The organism is Pseudomonas sp. ERMR1:02 (genome assembly GCF_002277815.1).
Lineage (GTDB): Bacteria > Pseudomonadota > Gammaproteobacteria > Pseudomonadales > Pseudomonadaceae > Aquipseudomonas.
This window is the reverse complement of sequence record NZ_NKJI01000002.1, coordinates 450,711-467,566: the sequence shown is the minus strand read 5'-3', so window position 1 is coordinate 467,566 and position 16,856 is coordinate 450,711. Positions and strand designations below refer to the sequence as shown.

The 16,856-nt window shown below is 55.3% G+C and carries 10 protein-coding genes; 7 read left to right on the top strand and 3 right to left on the bottom strand.

The window, feature by feature from the left end:
- Positions 1-522: 522 nt before the first annotated feature.
- Both CES87_RS05720 and CES87_RS05715 read left to right on the top strand, forming a co-directional pair.
- Positions 523-5,478 carry an AAA domain-containing protein gene (locus tag CES87_RS05720; protein WP_256590830.1) on the top strand — a complete coding sequence of 1,652 codons (4,956 nt, stop codon included), beginning with the start codon at positions 523-525 and terminating at the stop codon, positions 5,476-5,478.
- Positions 5,479-5,554: 76 nt separating this feature from the next.
- Positions 5,555-6,994 carry a hypothetical protein gene (locus tag CES87_RS05715; protein ID WP_128605315.1) on the top strand — a complete coding sequence of 480 codons (1,440 nt, stop codon included), beginning with the start codon at positions 5,555-5,557 and terminating at the stop codon, positions 6,992-6,994.
- 751 nt (positions 6,995-7,745) lie between these two features.
- Here the strand turns inward: CES87_RS05715 and CES87_RS05710 are convergent.
- From CES87_RS05710 to CES87_RS05700, 3 genes are all read right to left on the bottom strand, one after another.
- Entirely contained in the window at positions 7,746-8,360 is a 615-nt protein-coding gene (locus CES87_RS05710; protein ID WP_128605314.1) for a hypothetical protein, read from the bottom strand.
- A 52-nt stretch (positions 8,361-8,412) separates the two neighbouring features.
- Positions 8,413-8,598 carry a hypothetical protein gene (locus tag CES87_RS05705; RefSeq protein ID WP_128605313.1) on the bottom strand — a complete coding sequence of 62 codons (186 nt, stop codon included), beginning with the start codon at positions 8,596-8,598 and terminating at the stop codon, positions 8,413-8,415.
- 198 nt (positions 8,599-8,796) lie between these two features.
- Entirely contained in the window at positions 8,797-9,258 is a 462-nt protein-coding gene (locus tag CES87_RS05700) for a hypothetical protein (RefSeq protein ID WP_128605312.1), read from the bottom strand.
- A gap of 138 nt (positions 9,259-9,396) precedes the next feature.
- Between CES87_RS05700 and CES87_RS05695 the strand changes: the two genes are divergently transcribed.
- The 5 genes from CES87_RS05695 to CES87_RS32885 all read left to right on the top strand — a co-directional run bounded on the left by CES87_RS05695 (position 9,397) and on the right by CES87_RS32885 (position 16,814).
- The gene (locus CES87_RS05695) at positions 9,397-10,365 is read left to right on the top strand and encodes a GIY-YIG nuclease family protein (RefSeq protein ID WP_256590829.1); all 969 of its coding nucleotides are present in this window, start codon (positions 9,397-9,399) and stop codon (positions 10,363-10,365) included.
- Positions 10,366-10,641: 276 nt separating this feature from the next.
- Positions 10,642-12,042 carry a hypothetical protein gene (locus tag CES87_RS05690; protein ID WP_128605311.1) on the top strand — a complete coding sequence of 467 codons (1,401 nt, stop codon included), beginning with the start codon at positions 10,642-10,644 and terminating at the stop codon, positions 12,040-12,042.
- A 340-nt stretch (positions 12,043-12,382) separates the two neighbouring features.
- On the top strand, positions 12,383-12,976 hold the full coding sequence (locus CES87_RS05685; RefSeq protein ID WP_128605310.1) for a GNAT family N-acetyltransferase: 594 nt from the start codon (positions 12,383-12,385) through the stop codon (positions 12,974-12,976).
- Between the two features lie 59 nt (positions 12,977-13,035).
- Positions 13,036-15,759 (top strand): SIR2 family protein, encoded by a 2,724-nt coding sequence (locus CES87_RS05680; RefSeq protein WP_256590828.1) that lies wholly within the window; start codon positions 13,036-13,038, stop codon positions 15,757-15,759.
- Positions 15,756-16,814 carry a hypothetical protein gene (locus tag CES87_RS32885; RefSeq protein WP_256590827.1) on the top strand — a complete coding sequence of 353 codons (1,059 nt, stop codon included), beginning with the start codon at positions 15,756-15,758 and terminating at the stop codon, positions 16,812-16,814. Before CES87_RS05680 ends, CES87_RS32885 begins: the two co-directional genes overlap by 4 nt.
- The last annotated feature ends 42 nt before the right edge of the window (positions 16,815-16,856 follow it).

Here is a 16,856-nt window from a genome sequence, read left to right as displayed (position 1 = left end):
AGATTCAATTTCGGCAATGGGAGAAGCAGCTTCCACAATGCGAAAAGCCGATGACGCAGGACGATGCTCAGGGCCAAGCCGGTACGGCGTGTTATCAATGTACATGACGCGCGTCTGCCTCAAGCTTCTTGTTCCGTGGCGAACGGCGTTGTCATTCGGCTGGTATGGGTTGACTGCTGCCTGTCGCGAGGGCTTGCAGGGGTTTACACTGAAATTGAAGCTGATAATTGCCTTTTTTACGGTCCGCTTTTGGCCGACAGCTGCCGGATTTAGCGATCACTTAGCCCGTCACTGGGGAGTGAAGGGATCTTGGCGCAGTTAGCCTTCGACATCGGCACGACGCCGAGCTTTGAGCGCGGGTCGAGTCGATGTAAGTCCTAGAAAGCGAAAACTGTGGGTTGGGCGGATCTCAAAAAAACCGGATCCAAAATCGCTAAATTACCCGATCTTACATTTCAATGCGCCACCATTTCCCTTAACGTATGGCAGATTGACTCCATTATAAAAAAGTTCGGGGATTACATGGACGTACGCTATTGGGAAGGAGGTCTCCTTTCTTTTGAGATCGACGCTATCGACAAGATGGCCAAAGCATTTGGGCCCAAAGAGCTGCCCCCGGAGCCGGGGGCAGGCTCCACGAAAGGGAAGTCGTTTGACGTTCTAAAACAACTGAAGAAACCCGAGGCAGACCACGGTGTATGGCCTTGGCGCGGCTACGCAGGCTTTCGTTTTGCGAACTCGCGGGGCTCTGATGGGGAGTTTGACCTTGTCATCGTCACCCATAGCCTCGTTCTTGTTGTCGAGCTTAAGCATTGGCGCGGCGAGATCACAAACCACGGCGGTAAATGGCACCAAGACGGGAAGGAAACAGAAGTCTCGCCGGTAGACAAAACCCGTCGGAAAACCTTTGAGCTGAGGAAACGAATCAAGGGCCTAAAGTCTCGGCTGCCTAACGGGAAAGAGCCCTGGATCGACTTCTGCATTGTGCTCACCGGAAAATGCACCCTGAATCTACCTGAGGTCGAGATGCAGCATGTCATGCTGCTGGACGACTTCCTGGAAACGGCCGACCCTAAGCGGTTTAAGGACCGATTCAACGCGCGCTCGAATATCGGCTTGAACGAGCATTTCGGCTTCTTCGATGGCATCATTAATGAAGGCACGGTCAAGCCCAAAGAGCTTGTTGTCGATGACTATCGTGCGCAGTCTCAAGCGGTGTTCACACACCCCACAGAAGTCTACCGAGAGTACGACGCGGTCAATATCCATAACAAGGATGACCGTGCCATGGTCCGGCTCTGGGACTTTTCGAAGCTCGATGACACCCGTGCTCGAACGACTGAAGGACGATACCGAATCCTGTCGCGCGAGAGGGATGTCATGGTCTACCTCCGTCTGCGCGATCAGGAATTGATGAATCGCTGTGCTCGCCCTAAGCGTAATGCCAGCCCCGACAGTATCACCGAGCAATATGCCGAATTGCTTGAAATGCCGGACGGGCATTACCGCCTGAACGAGTTCATCAACCGTTTTGTGGAGCGGATGACTGCGCTTGAGCGTGTCCAGCTTTTCAAAATTCTTCTGGCCCAATTTGCCGGGCTGCATGGATTCAACATTGCTCATCGTGATCTGGGTGACCACAGCGTGTGGTTCTCTCCATCGTCATCGCTCGCTCTTTCCAATTTCATCAGCGCCTATTACCAGCCTGTCGGTACTCTCGGCGATTTGCGTACACTGCTAAGCATCGGTGCTATTGCGCTCCCTGAAGACCTGGACACTGCGATGGAAGGCAGTACGCCATTTTGTCGTGATGTCTTCGCGCTCGGGCTGATGGGTTGGCATCTGCTTCAGGCCCGGCCAATGCCTCTGAAGCTCGATGTCGCCTACGTTGCAAGTATTCAAGCTCAGGTTGAGTCATCAGAAGAGTGGCCTGCAAACGTCCTCGTGCAAGCATTGCAGAATGATCCAAAGGAGCGGTTCGCTCATGCCGGTGCATTTCAACAGGCATTGAGCGAGTCTACACCGGACAACTCTGCCAGTTTTGAGTTTGATGACCGGCAGCTGGACGTTTTCTCTACCGATCTACGGCTGAGTTCCGCTTACCGGGAGGACGATGACCCTATCGCCGACACGGCAGAGAAATTGATTTATCGATCCGGCGCCCTGGTCGTGAAATCGTGGCCGTCGATCAATGCCCGGGATCCCAAGGACGGCCAAGGGCCGATGTTGATGGCTTTCTTTGAAGTCCTAGAACAGCTGAAAGGAAGCGGTTTCGCCTTTCTGCCAAAAATTGAACACTTTGGTTACGACCGCAGCGGTAACCCATTCCTGGCCCAGGAGCATATCGACGGTGAGCACTGGGATGAGCTGAAGGGGTTGTCAGTTGAGACCCGTATCGTCGTCGCCCACGGGCTAATCGAGGCAGTTGACGGGTTGCACGGCCAGCAATTGAGCCACGGCGATCTGCATCCACACAACGTCAAAGTCAATGTCGATTCCGCTCCCGAAAATACCCAAGTCTACCTGCTCGACTGTCCGGATTTCTCGGCTTCAGGCGCGTCACCGGTCAACACCCGCTACAGCCCCGTATTGGAAAACTGCACCCCAGCAGAGCGAGACAACTTTGCTGTGATGAGAATGGTGTTTGAGCTCCTGGACATGGACTGGGACGTGCCGTCGCAAAAGGACATTCCCGCCCTGAGGGCGGCCGTCGCCCACGAGATGGATACTGAATCCGGCTTTCTTTCCCTGGAGCGTTTCAAGGATGCTCTGGAAGCTGCTTTCACGCCTGCAAAAACCATTGAAATCGTCTCTGTCGTCCTTAGAAACAGAAGTGGCGATGCATTTGAGATCCTACCTGACAACGGGAAAGTATTCGTTGTCGTGAAACCCGACCAAAAAGCCCCCACCAAAGCCTTGGAGGTGACGTTCGCAGGTATCGGCGGGCAGTTACTGACCGAGTTCAATCCTGCTTCCAAGCAGTTTGTAAATGCGTTCAGGGCCAATCAGGAGATGCGGGTTCCCGCCTATCTGGCGCGTCAGGCAAACCACCACATAGAGGCACGGTTCAGCATTTCGGGCGGTACCAGCGTCAATGTCTATGAGCTGACCAAGCTTCTGGCAAAAGACGAGGCGTTTTTAAATCTCGCCGCGCAGGTGCATGACGCTGAAGTGCGTAAGCAAGCGGCGATTCAGGACGGTGAAAGCGTAGCGGACTCGATTACTGGTGAGGACGAGGACAACGGACTGGCCATAGATGAGGCGCAGCTAGAAGCTGTGAAAGTTCGCAGTTTCCCTGTCAGTCAGATATGGAAAACCATCACCTCTACTGAACTTGAGGCCCAGCCCTCTTTCCGTGTTTCCGAGGAACCACACTTCCACAAGGATGGCGTAGGACTTTTGATTCCCTACGCCATGGATGCGAAGGCCCTTGAGAGTTTTGAGGCGGGTGACAACATCCGACTGATCCTCAGAGACGGGGAGAAGGATATTGATATCGGTGAGATCAACCTGGGCATGAGCGTGCGTGATGCAGTCTACGTGCTTGCCTCCAGTCGTTCGAAACGCGTACAGGCTGACTCTCAATTGTTCCTCCAAAGCCGGCAAAATAAGACATCAATGACGCGTCGTCGTGGTGCGATGGAGCGGATTTTGAACCGGCAGTCAGTGCTGCCAGATTTGATGGATTACTTCGACGAAAAATGCAAACTGGCACCAAGGGGGTATGCAGAAGAGCCCAGCGATGCAGACTTTGCAGTGTACGAACGCACTACTGCAAGTGGCACGGTCATCGGACTGAATGAGGCCCAGCGTGCCGCATTTACGCAGCTTATCACTACAGGCCCAGTGGGCCTTTTGCAGGGGCCTCCGGGAACAGGTAAGACAGAGTTCATCGCGGCCTTCATCCATTATCTGATCAGCAAGGTCGGGGTGCGAAATATCCTCCTTGTCAGCCAATCTCATGAAGCTGTCAATACTGCAGCAGAACGGATCCGCGCGCACTGCCGTCGACTGGACACCGAGCTGAACGTTGTGCGTTTCAGTAACCGTGACCAGGTTGTCTCTGAGGAGCTACTGGACGTTTATTCTCGCAATATCGTCGACCGCCAGAGAAATGGGTTTAGCGCTGAACTTAAGGAGCGCGTGGGCTTCATGGCTTCGTCGTTAGGTTTAAGTAAGGCTTTTGCCCAGACGATGGTCGATGTGAATCAGCGAGTGTTTCACTTGGTCCGATCGTTGAAAAAGCTGGACGAGGAAATTTTGCGCGCTCAGGGAAACGGAGCAGATCGAATGGCTTTGCAAGCGCTGAAGTCCTCTCTGATGGGCGAGCTGAATCTTAATGCCAGCTTGTTTCTTGGCGAGCTGGGTGAGGGCGAAAGCTCACCCCAAGAATTGCTGGAGCGCATCTATGATCACGTCCAAACGGTTCATGGCGTGCGGCCTCCGGAATTTAAACACTGCCTTGACCTGATCCAACTTTCTCATGAGTACGTTGAGCGCCTGTCGAGCAACAGGGCCAATTATGATGAGTTCCTCATGCGGTCCAGGACATTGGTTTGCGGCACCTGCGTGGGTATCGGACTGCAACATCTCAAGCTTGCAGAAACCCATTTTGATTGGGTCATCATCGACGAGGCTGCTCGATCGGCGCCGAGTGAATTGGCGATCGCCATGCAGGTGGGCTCTCGGGTCCTGCTAGTCGGCGACCACAACCAGCTGCGTCCTACGTATGAGGAAGAACATAAGGTAGCTATTGCCCGTTCCCTGGGCATTACCACCAGCTCAGCTGAATTCCAGCAGGTCATGCGCAGCGACTTTGAGCGAGTGTTCCATTCCCAGTATGGGCGTGCCACTCGAGCGACGCTCAATACGCAATATCGAATGCTTCCAGCGATTGGCGATCTGGTTAACGAGATCTTTTATGACATCGACCTTGAGAACGGTTACAGACCAAGTCCTACCTATTTTTCACAAAAGGTTCCTGAGTGCCTGTCCCATGTGGTGACCTGGATCGACACCAGCGAGTTAGGCAAGAAAGCCTACGACAGCGGCACGCTGAGCCTGTCTAACAATGCTGAAGCGGATGCGATCATACGGCTGCTAGAAGAAATCGCAGAGGACACCGAATTTTGCGCGGGCATGGCTATGGAGATGGCCGAGTCGCAAGAACCTCCAATCGGGGTCATCTGCATGTATCTCGATCAGCGAAAACTAGTGAGAAAGAGATTTGCCGAGAAAATCTGGTCGGAGGAGTTCCGCAAGCTGGTAAAAATTGAGACCGTCGATAGTTATCAGGGTAAAGAAAACAACATCATCATAGTCTCCCTGACTCGGGCCAAAGCGGATCAATCACCTGGCTTTTTGGCGACCCCGAATCGTATCAACGTCGCGATGTCACGCGCGATGGAGCGGTTGGTCATCGTAGGCAGTTTGAAATGTGGAGCGGCAGGAACGCGAGGCTTCCATTGGGTCAGGTAGCCAGCTTTATCCAGACGAAACAGGACACGATCAACTACTGCATCAAACCAGTGACGCCGGCCAGGAGGGTTGTCTGATGGAGCTTAACCCAGTTGTTCTATTCGAGCTGGACGTCGTGGTGCCCGCGCAACAGTTCCGTATTGAGTACACCCTTGTGGACAAAGGGGGCCTGCCAGTCGTACCGGAATTTCTTCTGCGGCTGCTAAAAATTTCGGCGCTGCTGCCAGCTGAAATCGCCAATTATTTCGGGTTTACGGCTCAAGAGCTCAGTTTTGCAATCACACCGTTTCTACAAACGGGGGAGCTTAAAACGCGTCCTGATGGGCGAATAGAGCTGACCGATAAAGGCCGTGGCTTGTTTGCCAGCAACCATGAGTCACCGATTGTGAAGCGCAAGGAAGAGCGCGAGCAGATGTTCGTGTTTGAGCTCCTGTCGTTTACTTGCCTTGGAAAAAGCCTTGGAGATGCCGACTCCAAACGTTGCCTGGAATTGCAGGCGCCAAGCGATACGCTTTCCGAGTCCGGTGCTAAGGCCGTCGGTGCGTTCATGCGTCAAATTTACGACATTTATCGCGCTGGTCACCTGGGCGGGCAGGCGCAGGATGGGGGGCCGCCGGAGCTCTACAAGGTCGCAGGCGTTCAAAAAGTAAGGGATGGCTGGGAAAAGATAGAAGAGCGTGTAAGCATTGATGCCGACTCTCGGCAGATACGCTTTGTCGCGAAGGAAGGCCTGCGCGAAAACGAGATCTATATGCGTCAGCGTACGGAGCAGCTGGGCCGCATGCTGGGTAGAGGAAACCTCAATCAGGTTCTTCAGCTCGCCGACATCTTGGGAGATTCGGACGCCTATGACTTTATGTCTTCAAATGGGCTGGACCTTTCTGCTCTGTACAACAGCGCAAGTGCCGTTGCACAGGTTAGAGAGTCTTCCGGGCTGCGACTTTTTGGATCGCTTCAATTACAGCAAAACTGGCATAGAGTTTCTTCGGTGCTGCGCAAACATCAGAAAGCGCTTCAGGGTGAACCGCAAGCCGCCCCGATTAGCCTGTCCTGGCTGGCTCCGGCCTCTCACGAGCTCTGGGGCCGCTCGGCCAGGCATGCCCAGATTTGCAGTGCATTTTCTGATCTCTCAAAAACAAAAAGCAAGGGAGGCGGGAATGATGGAAAACCTGTTTTCGACGCTAAGATTTTGATCCCTGTTTCTGCCAGCGATGATTGGCCGGCGATCAAGCGCGCAAAAGGCGACTGCAACAATGCCAGACTGCTTCTGTGCGGCTTTGTAGAGTCAGAGCAACTGGCGCCGCTTGAGGCGATGGTCATTCAGGGAAAATGCGCGGTCGTGATTTACCATTTGGTTTTGCCGACGTTGTCTCCGGTGCCTATCCCATTCGGATTCATCACGGAGGATGCGGCCAAGATCCTTAATGTTGAAAACCTGATAAACCGCACGATGGGCGAGTACGTCACAGGTAATACGCAGCGTTACCTCGGTAGCTTCGAGCGACCCGCCGCCTGAGAGCATGGACTGGGAACGTTCGCAGCGGTGGGGTAAAGGCGTCGGGCTTTCGACCTGGGGGTCGGCTGTTTTGGCATACCCCCGGATAAGGCGAACACTTCGGTAGCCCCCTTAGCCACGATGGCTTGGGGGCAGCTTGATTCATCAGCTTCAGATTTATCCGGTCACCGATGCAACAACCCATCCATCTACACGTCCGAGATCTGCCACGACAGGCAACCGCGCTCGAGTTTGCCGCTTCCACTGGCCCCGCGCATCGGCTAGAGATGCGTTGAAAAATGCGCCGCCGAAGTCTCGTTCACTGGATCGGTTTGAGGTCCAGTCGGAGGGTACTCGCGGCTATGTGAGCAGGTGAGCCAGAGCTGCAACCGTAAAGCTCAGGCCTACGAGCAGCGCAACTTTGGAGCGCATCTGGTAAGGACGATAGTGGGCGCTTTCAATCTTCGAAAACTCGGCTTCTCCGATGCCTGCATCGCTTCTCGCGTACAAAGCGATTTGGAGATTGCGCCTGGATTTTTCAGGGTCCCGCTTCGCCTCAACGTAGCGTGAATAGTTCCAGTACGAAATCCCAAGTGCTGTTGCGCACAGAGCCCATATCACTGATTGGATGAACAATACGGATGTCACGTTGCTCCTACCTCCTTGAACACAAATCCTATCGGTTTTCAACGGCCCGCAATGCCGCCTTGATGCTCACCTACAATTTTGGCCCAACGTTTGACGGTCGGGCCTGGTGTGTACCTGGGTAGGGTCAGACCTTCACTGGGGATGACAGAATGTTCGGATCGAGCACGATCAAGATCGGATAAGTCACCCCGTACTGCCGTTCGTTGCCAGCAACAGCTTGATAGCCAGCTGCAATTGAAGCATCGACGATATCTTCGATGCAGTCCCGCGTCGTCTGCTGAAGTAGATTCCAGGCAAGCAGGCCAGCAGCGGTTTCACGCTGATAAAGAGCGAGATGCGCCATCTGTGCCATCTGCAGATCTCCGGGCCTAACTGCATACTTCATGATCTCGCCTGTCCTCCAGCCACCTTCCCAGTAGGGCTGGTACTCTGCTTGGATATTGCCCTTGCCCGGACGGCGGCTTACAACAAGCTGACGCAGACGCTCCGACTCCTGCGGTGTACACGTCACTCCTGGGTCAGAGATATCAAGCACATGCGCCCCCGGTTTAAGAGTTGCCTGATACACGTTGGGACTAGCATCGGGCCCTCCAGCGCTCCCCACAGCGAACTCACGATTTCTCGTGAAAAATAAGCCTTTGTGGAGCGGTGAGCGCCCCTTTAGAACGCCACGGCCAGTCAAGGTCCACTGATTGATGGTAGAAGGTGTTCCATGTAGCCAGCCTGTGCAGATGTTCACTGTTCTTTCCTTGTCCTAGAAGCTCCGGCGAGCCGGAGCGACCTCGTCTAAATTACTCGACCGGCTTGTACACATGCCGAGTAATCGCGAAACCATCATCGACTGACAGAACCTCGAAATCGTTCCCGAGCTGCCGAGCCATAGCTCGGAACGCAGTGATCTCTTCATCGTCTTGGTTGCTCTTGGCTCCCTGGTAGGTCTTGCCGATCTCGCGAATGCTATGCTCGATCAGACCCAACACGGACTCAGGCATATTCAGATGGGACGGTGATCTGCTTATTGCTCATGCGGTGCCCTTATGTCATGAAGGTTGAACAGCGGAGCTCCAAAAGTAGAATTCCGCTACTGCCAAAGCCCCACGTTTTACGGCAGGGCTTGAGTGTTCCGGGTGCGAATTTTCTACAGAAATACGGTGTCAGTGAGGGTCTTGCTACCATCAGCACTGGTGGTGGTCATCCGCATCGCCACCTCGCGTCTCAAAGCCCTCGGGTGGATCGATCAAGAACCCGGCAGTGCGGGTGCTGGCATCGCCGAGGCCATAGACTGGGTTTTCTCCTTCAGCGCTCGGCTTCACTTCGCCAAAACACGGCAACACCGCGTCGCTCTCTTCGGGCGTCAGTGGCAGGTACATATTATTGGAGTGCTGCACCAATTCACCGCTGCAGTGGCGCAACAGGTAGATATCAGACCCGAAGATGCCTTGGCGGCGTCGGATCTGCACGACGTAGCCGATCTGATTGATCAGCGGCGCCGGTCCTGGCCCCGTCAGCACGTACTGACCAAACTTGGGCAGTCGATCCTGAAAGCCGCTAAACATGGTCGTCGCGCGATCCTTCCAAACGGTCGGTTGGAGTACGCGGGCGAAGACCTCTTGATAATCTGGCTTTTCGCGGTCCATCGTAATTGCCCCCTCATTTTCACGGACGCGAAAACTGCGCCCCATTACCGCCGAGCCCGCGCGTCAATGGCGGGCAGATGATCCAGCGGATTCCCATGGTCAGTTAGTAAAGGGTCCGGAGCGCCTCAAGAAATCAGCTTGACCGTAAAAGCCGCCGCCAAAGCCTGTGGGCAACTCGCCATTATCACGCTTATATTACCAGCTCCGGGCAGAGCGCAAGCCGTCGATGCACACCTCACCTACAACGAATACACTCGCGATCCTGACTACCTGGGGAGCGTTGCATTGAAGCTGTTCGATCTATTGAAACTGTGGGAGCCGACGTTTTCTCCGGAACGGGCCAAGGTCCACCTGGCCAGGTACAACGGCGAGGATCATCCGCTCGACGTGTTCATACAGGGAGGCTTCGACGTATGGCAGAGTCGGCAAAGCAACCGCAATTTTAAGCTGCCCTACGTGGTTTCGCTGATTCAAGCGGGCAGTCCAACCCGCTGGTTGTTTGCGGGTCTGTTTCGGACAATGGATTGTGTCGAAAGAGACGGCCCGAAGCCTGACTACATCTACACCCTGGAGCGTGTGCCGGCGGCCGAAGAGTGGGTAGGGCGGCTGTATCTGAGCAGCAGCTACACCAAACGTAACTCCTACCCGTATGGTCAAACCCTGGCAGAGGACTTGGCAGTGACTGAACTGCTGGCCGAACGCCTCAGCATTGGCCATTTCCCTGGCTTCAAAAAGGTCAACCTGACCAAAAGCCAACTCGATGTGGTGGTCCAGCAGAACGTTGATTCCTGGCGCTCAGCCCTTTCGAGCGTCAAGGGTATCTACCTCATCACCGATACCCATACCGGCAAGCTCTACGTGGGCAAGGCCGACGGGGAGACAGGTATCTGGGGGCGCTGGTGTACGTATTCGACGACCAGCCATGGCCACAACGTGGCGCTGAAGCGGGAGTTTGGTATTGATGCTCCACCCGAACGCGAAAAAGATCTGCGATTCTCATTGCTGGAGATCGCAGACCTGCACGCGATGCCGGGGGAAATTGATGCCCGCGAGAGCCATTGGAAGGAAATCCTGTTGACCAGGTCGCATGGTTACAACCTTAACTAGTCATCATCAAAGCGTCGTGGGTAATTGCACCGACTCGCCCGCCCAGCATTCCGTCTGACCAGTCATTTGCATCGGATATGACCGCAGACCTCGTGGCCATGGCCGCTAACGAACGACCCAATGCTGACAAATGTGAGAGGCAAATTCGCCGTATAGGTAGCGATGGCGTCCACTCAAAATTCGCGGGCAGGTGCCCCCTGCGCAATTTCAGCGATCGAGTAGAATAAGCTTTGAACCCGAACGGCCAGGCTGAACGAATGCTCCGGAGGTATTCCCATGACAGATAACCCAATCGCTTTACGCAACGGTAACCAGGTCAGCCCAGCGGATGAAATTTACCCGCGCAAAAGTGGTGGCCAATACGGTAAAAAACTCGGTGTCGTCGGAGACCTGGTACCAGCGCTGAATTGTTATCAGATAACGGTGGTAAAAACGTGTGATGAAGAGCGAATCATCGGGGCAATAAAGGGAATGCTGGAAGACAATCGCCTGCTGGACCTCAAGTTTAGCTACCAGGCGATCATCGACAGCTTTCAAACGTACGTCGACCACGAGCAAGATGATACGTTGGGGCATACACAGCAAATGTGCACGGTAGCAACCCCCCAATTCAAGCATGCTTTCGAGAGTGCGCTGTCATCTTTCAATCCCTACCGGTTTGACCGGACCCCTCGGCGATTCGTCAGTGACGCGCTATTACCGCTGGTGACCATGGCTGATGCCTACCTCATCGTGTTGTCGATCGGTTTTCACTCGCGAACCAAGCGCACTCCATTGACAGCGCGCAAAGACAGCGTCGTTCTTCCTCTTATCGACGATGCCATCAAACTGCTCGAAGATCGACTCCAATACGCACTGTTACCATCAGGCTCTGCTAAAAAGTCTCCAATGGCGGCACTGCTTTTCAGCAGAAATATGAAAGGGTTTCTGCATTTCTACCCGTATTGCAAAGGGTATGACGGCGAGGCTGGAATTGTGCAGATGGTGTCAGAAGCGAACGAGAAGGAGTCTGGCGACTATTTTGATGGGTATATGGTGTCAAGCAGAATCCTGGGCGATGCCGATCCCTACTTAGTATTTGCCGAGACGCTTATTGAGTTGCTCAATCGATTCAAAGCCCTGCGTAACATAAGGCTAAACTTTGATCCTGATCCTGATGCTGAGCCGCAGTCAGATCCTAGGGCAATCCTCACCCATTCCGACAACAATACGCTGGCGCTCACCGCAGAAGTCCCGGCCACTAGCGGAACGAAAAGCTGGCCAGATCGGTCGCGGACTCGTCCCTGGATACGGCTTGCCTCGAGCGCGACGAATCCTTCAACTAAATCCGGGTTGGATTATCGGCACCTGAGCTCTGAACGAGGAAGGTGCCTTTGGCTAAAACTACCCTCAAACCTCGAAAATCCGAAGATATTGCTGGGAAGGCAGACCCGAAACGCCGTCCACAATTTCGGTGGGGGAGGTAGAGAGGGCTCGGGCTGCGACCTTCTGGGATGCAATGTTCGAGTTCGGCACAATGGCCTCGACGTACAGCTTGAGAACTTTGCCCCGTGTTTCGTGCTGGAGCTGGGTCAGGCTCTTTTCGACTACTGCGTGCGCGTTGCCTTTCTGTCGATAGGGCTCGGCAACTGCATAGCCGATGTCAAAATAGGGAGTGTTGCCCACGGACTTCTCTAGGAAGTACACAGCGACGGCCTTGACTACCTTCCCTTCCATCAGGGCGTAGGTGGATCGGGGGGTGCCGTCTGCATCGTCGTGTAAAACGATCAGGTCAGGGAACAGAGAGCTGAGGCGTGGCTGGATCAAACCAGCAGTTAGAGCCTCCTGGAAGCCGAGCAGGCTTTGAAGCGGGTCCTGAGCGTGGGACATTTCGTTTCTCTTTGTGGGCGCCGCTGTGGGCAAGGGGCATTTTGGTATGGGCGTACGGTTTACTCGGCATTTTTGAGCAGAATCGAATAATCTCATCAGCGAGAAGGACGTCCATGTTTACGTCCGAGAAAACTGACAGGGAACGACTATGACCCAGCTACAAGAGGCCCCACAAGACATCATTGAGACCTTTCTTCCGACGATTCTTGAGAATGATGCGAAAGGGATTTTGTCTGATTTATTGGGGCAACCCGGGCTCGCTATGCACTTCATGGGGTTCTCAGAAGCCCAGACAGTGCGGGCGATTCGTCACGTGGTCGGGATCCTTGAAGAGTGCTACCGCGCAGGCCACCTCAAGATTGTAGTGAGCCATGAAGACACCCGACTCTATGGCTATGCCATGTTCTTCGTGCACCAGGTTCCCTCCATGCCACGTTACTGCCACAAAATCTTTGTGTTCGAGCCCTACAGGGGGCATGGCCTTGGTAGTCAATTGCTGAATGGCGTAGTGAACTATTCGCAAGGCACTTGCCTGCTTTGCAGACACGATTTGGTTCCGTTCTACGAGCGTGCTGGCTTGGAGTTCAAGGGCGAATTCACACCGCCGACCGCTCAGCAAGGCTTTGCCTTATCGAGGGATATGTATGCTGGCCTCGCCCTAATGGGAGCACCAGGGTCTGAAGATGGATCGCCGGTTTTCATGTTGAACGATGACGACATCAAGCAGCTTCTAGTCATTTGACTTGTTGGCCCTCTCCGCCTGACCTCAACCATTCCCCGTCCCTTATCGAGACCCGCTGAATGCCGCAATTCGTCCAAAATGGCCCCTACATTCCCGAACGTTTGCTGCAGGCGCATGAAGAGGGGCGAGTGGTGTTCTTCTGTGGGGCAGGCATCTCCTACCCCGCACGCTTGCCAGGGTTCCGCGGCCTCGTGGAGGAGTTGTATCGGCGCCTTGAGCCGAATGCGAGTGGGGTGCAGAAACTGGCAATCAAGTCCAAGCAATACGACACCGCCGTCGGACTGCTGGAGGCTGTAGTCGGGCGTGAGAGAGTTCGGCGGACTATGGCGAGCATTCTCACGCCAGACCTGAGCTCGCCCAAGGCAACCGCAACCCACAAGGCCCTGTTGAACCTGGGCAGGACTCGCGATGGGCGCACGCGGTTGATCACTACAAACTTCGACCGTTTGTTCGAAGAGGTGACTCCCGCGGCGACGTTTCCGGTCCACGTCTTCCAAGCGCCCCTGTTACCCGTACCAAAAAATCGTTGGGACGGGGTGGTGTATCTTCACGGCCTACTGAGCGAGGCCCCCACAGCGAGTGAACTGGATCGCCTAGTGATTTCCAGCGGTGATTTTGGCCTGGCGTACCTCACTGAGCGATGGGCCGCGGGATTCGTGAGCGAGCTGTTCCGCAATTACACCGTTTGTTTCGTGGGTTATAGCATCACCGACCCCGTTCTTCGTTACATGATGGATGCTCTGGCTGCCGACCGCCTGCTTGGCGAATCGTCCCCGGAGATGTTCGCGTTTGGCAGTTACTCTCAAGGCGAGGAGGAAGATCGCGCCAACGAGTGGGAGGCCAAGAACGTCACACCGATCCTCTACAAGGAACACCGCCGTCATGCGTACCTGCACAAGACCCTGCAGGCATGGGCGGAAACCTACCGCGACGGCGTGCGCGGCAAGGAGCGCATCGTCGTTGAAAGCGCGATTGCTCGCCCTCTGGCAAGTACCAGGGAGGACGATTTCGTGGGTCGCATGCTTTGGGCGTTGAGTGACCGTCACGGCCTGCCTGCCAAGCGCTTTGCCGATTTGGAGCCGGTGCCTTCGCTGGATTGGCTAACGCCGTTGAGTGAGGCTCGCTTCGGCCATATCGACCTTGCCCGGTATGGCGTTCCTCCGAATACCCGCTTGGATAAAAAGTTGGCTTTCAGCTTGATACGCAGGCCCTTGCCTTACCCGCTGGCCCCATTCATGAGCGTGGTAGAAAGCGATGGTGTCATCGGTCTGTGGGATCCGGTGATGGGGCATTTGGCGCGGTGGCTGACTCGCCACCTGGATGACCCGGCATTGTTGCTTTGGCTCATCAATTGGGGCGGCCGTTTGCACGTCAATTTTGCCTCAGGGATTGAGCACAGCTTAGAACAGCTGGCCACCCTCGAGCGCGAAGGTAAAACCGACGAACTGGCCCGCATGCGAGCCGGTGCTCCCAATGCGGTACCCGGGCCTCTGATGCGTACGCTTTGGCGGCTGCTGCTCGGTGGCCGCGTCAAAGTCAGTCCGCGGGCACTCGATTTATACCGTTGGCGAAACCGATTCAATCGTGATGGGCTTACATCGTCCCTGCGTCTGGAGTTCAGGGAATTACTGTCACCACGTATTTCGTTGCGTGCGCCGTACGGCTCCTCCGCCGAGGATGGAGAAGGCCAAGAGCAACAACAACTCAAGGATTTGGTTGAATGGGAGATCGTCCTGATGGCGGATGACGTCCATTCCAACCTGAAGGATCTTTCCAGTATCGAGCGCTGGCAAGGAGCACTGCCCGGCCTTCTCACCGATTTCACGGGCCTGTTGCGGGACGCGCTTGACCTGATGAGGGAACTGGGGGGCGCTGATGACAGGCGTGACAACTCGTACACGCAGCAGCCATCGATCGATGTGCACCCACAGAACAACGACTACAACGACTGGACAGCGCTCATCGAGCTGGCGCGGGATGCCTGGCTGGCCACGGCTGCGGTTTCGCCAGAGCGCGCAGCCCTCGAGGCGGAGCTCTGGTGGACCATCCAATATCCTCTTTTCAAGCGCTTGGCTTTTTTTGCTGCAACGAAAGGTGATGTCATAGGCAGTCGCCGTGCCCTTGACTGGCTATTAGCGGATGACCACTGGTGGCTTTGGTCGTTGGAGACTGAGCGTGAATCCACACGCTTGCTCGTTGCCCTGGCGGAGAAGGGCGATCCTGGGATGGTCCTGGAGCTTGAACGCGCCATTCTTGCCGGCCCGTCTCTCACGATGTTTAATGACGGTGCCGATCCCGACCGGCTGGCTCGTGTTCTGGATAGGGAGGTATGGCAGCGGCTGGCTAAGGTCGCCGGCGCCGGCGCCACGTTGAGCGCGGTTGCGCAGGAGCGCCTGGATGCGCTCGGCCGGCAGTACCCGGAGTGGGAGTTGCCGCAAGATCAAAGCGATGAGTTTCCATACTGGAGCGGAAGCGACGATGACTGGCGAAAGTTCACTGCCACACCACGCCGACGCGGTGAATTGATCCAATGGCTAAAGCAACATCCAGACGCAGATTACTTCCAGCAGGATGATTGGCGGGAGCGTTGCCGCGACAACTTTGCAACTACTGCCTGCGCCCTGTGGGCCCTGGCGCAAGAGAATTTTTGGCCGGCAAGCCGCTGGCGCGAGGCGCTGCAGGCATGGTCTGAGGGCAAGCACGTCTCACGCGCCTGGCGTTATATGGCACCCGTATTGGCTGGGGCACCGGATGAGGCCATGGCGTCACTAACTCAGGTGTGAGCTCCTGGCTGAGAACCATCGCTAAAACCTTTGTTGGGCACGAGGAGGAATTCTTCACGCTCGGGCATCGCGTCCTGGAATTGCACAACCGCGACGGCAGTGAGACGGACGACCCCGTTGGACGAGCCATCAATCATCCCGTGGGGCAAGTCACTGAGGCGCTGCTCCAATGGTGGTACCGGCAGTCACTGGAGGACGGGCAGGGGTTGTCTGTCGAGCTTAAGCCCACCTTTACGGAACTCTGCGATGGCAGGATTGAAAAATATCGGCATGGGCGTGTCTTGCTTGCGGCCCATGTTATTGCATTGTTCCGGGTTGACCGTGACTGGGCCACGGAACACTTGCTGCCTCACTTTGAATGGCAGCTCTCTGAGCATGAAGCTCGCGCAGCTTGGGAGGGGTTTTTGTGGTCGCCCCGCCTATACCGCCCTCTGATGGAGGTGCTGAAGGGCTCGTTTCTGGATTCCTCTCGTCACTATGAAGCGTTGGGCAAACATCGTGTGCAATACGCCTCACTTTTGACCTATGCCGCACTGGATCCGGGCGATACATTCACGTCCTCCGAGCTTGCTGGCGCTGTCCGCGCACTTCCTCCAGAAGGATTGCGGTACGCCGCAAATGCGTTGGTTAATGCTCTGGAAGGAGCGGGCGATCAACGTGCGGTCTATTGGGCGAACCGGGTGACCCCCTTTATCAACAACCTCTGGCCGAAAGGCCAGGACGTTATGACACCGGTAATTGCCGAAACCCTGTCTCGTTTGTGCGTAGCGGCAGGCGGTGCATTCCCTGCGGCTATGGAGATGCTTCGTGCGTGGTTACAGCCATTGGGTCATCCAGACACCGCGGTGCGTATGCTTCATAAAGCGGACCTTTGCAGGATTTTCCCTGAACACGCCTTGGATTTTTTGAGCCTGTTGATTGGTGAGCAAACCCAGTGGCCACCCACCGATCTTTCCAAGTGTCTGGAAGCCATCCGAACCGCTGCGCCAGCGTTGGAGGCGGACCTACGGCACGAGCAGTTGCTGAATTTCCTACGCATGCATGGAGGGGGATGACAAATGCTGCAGTCAATCGCAAGGCTGCGAGCAGCTATGTGA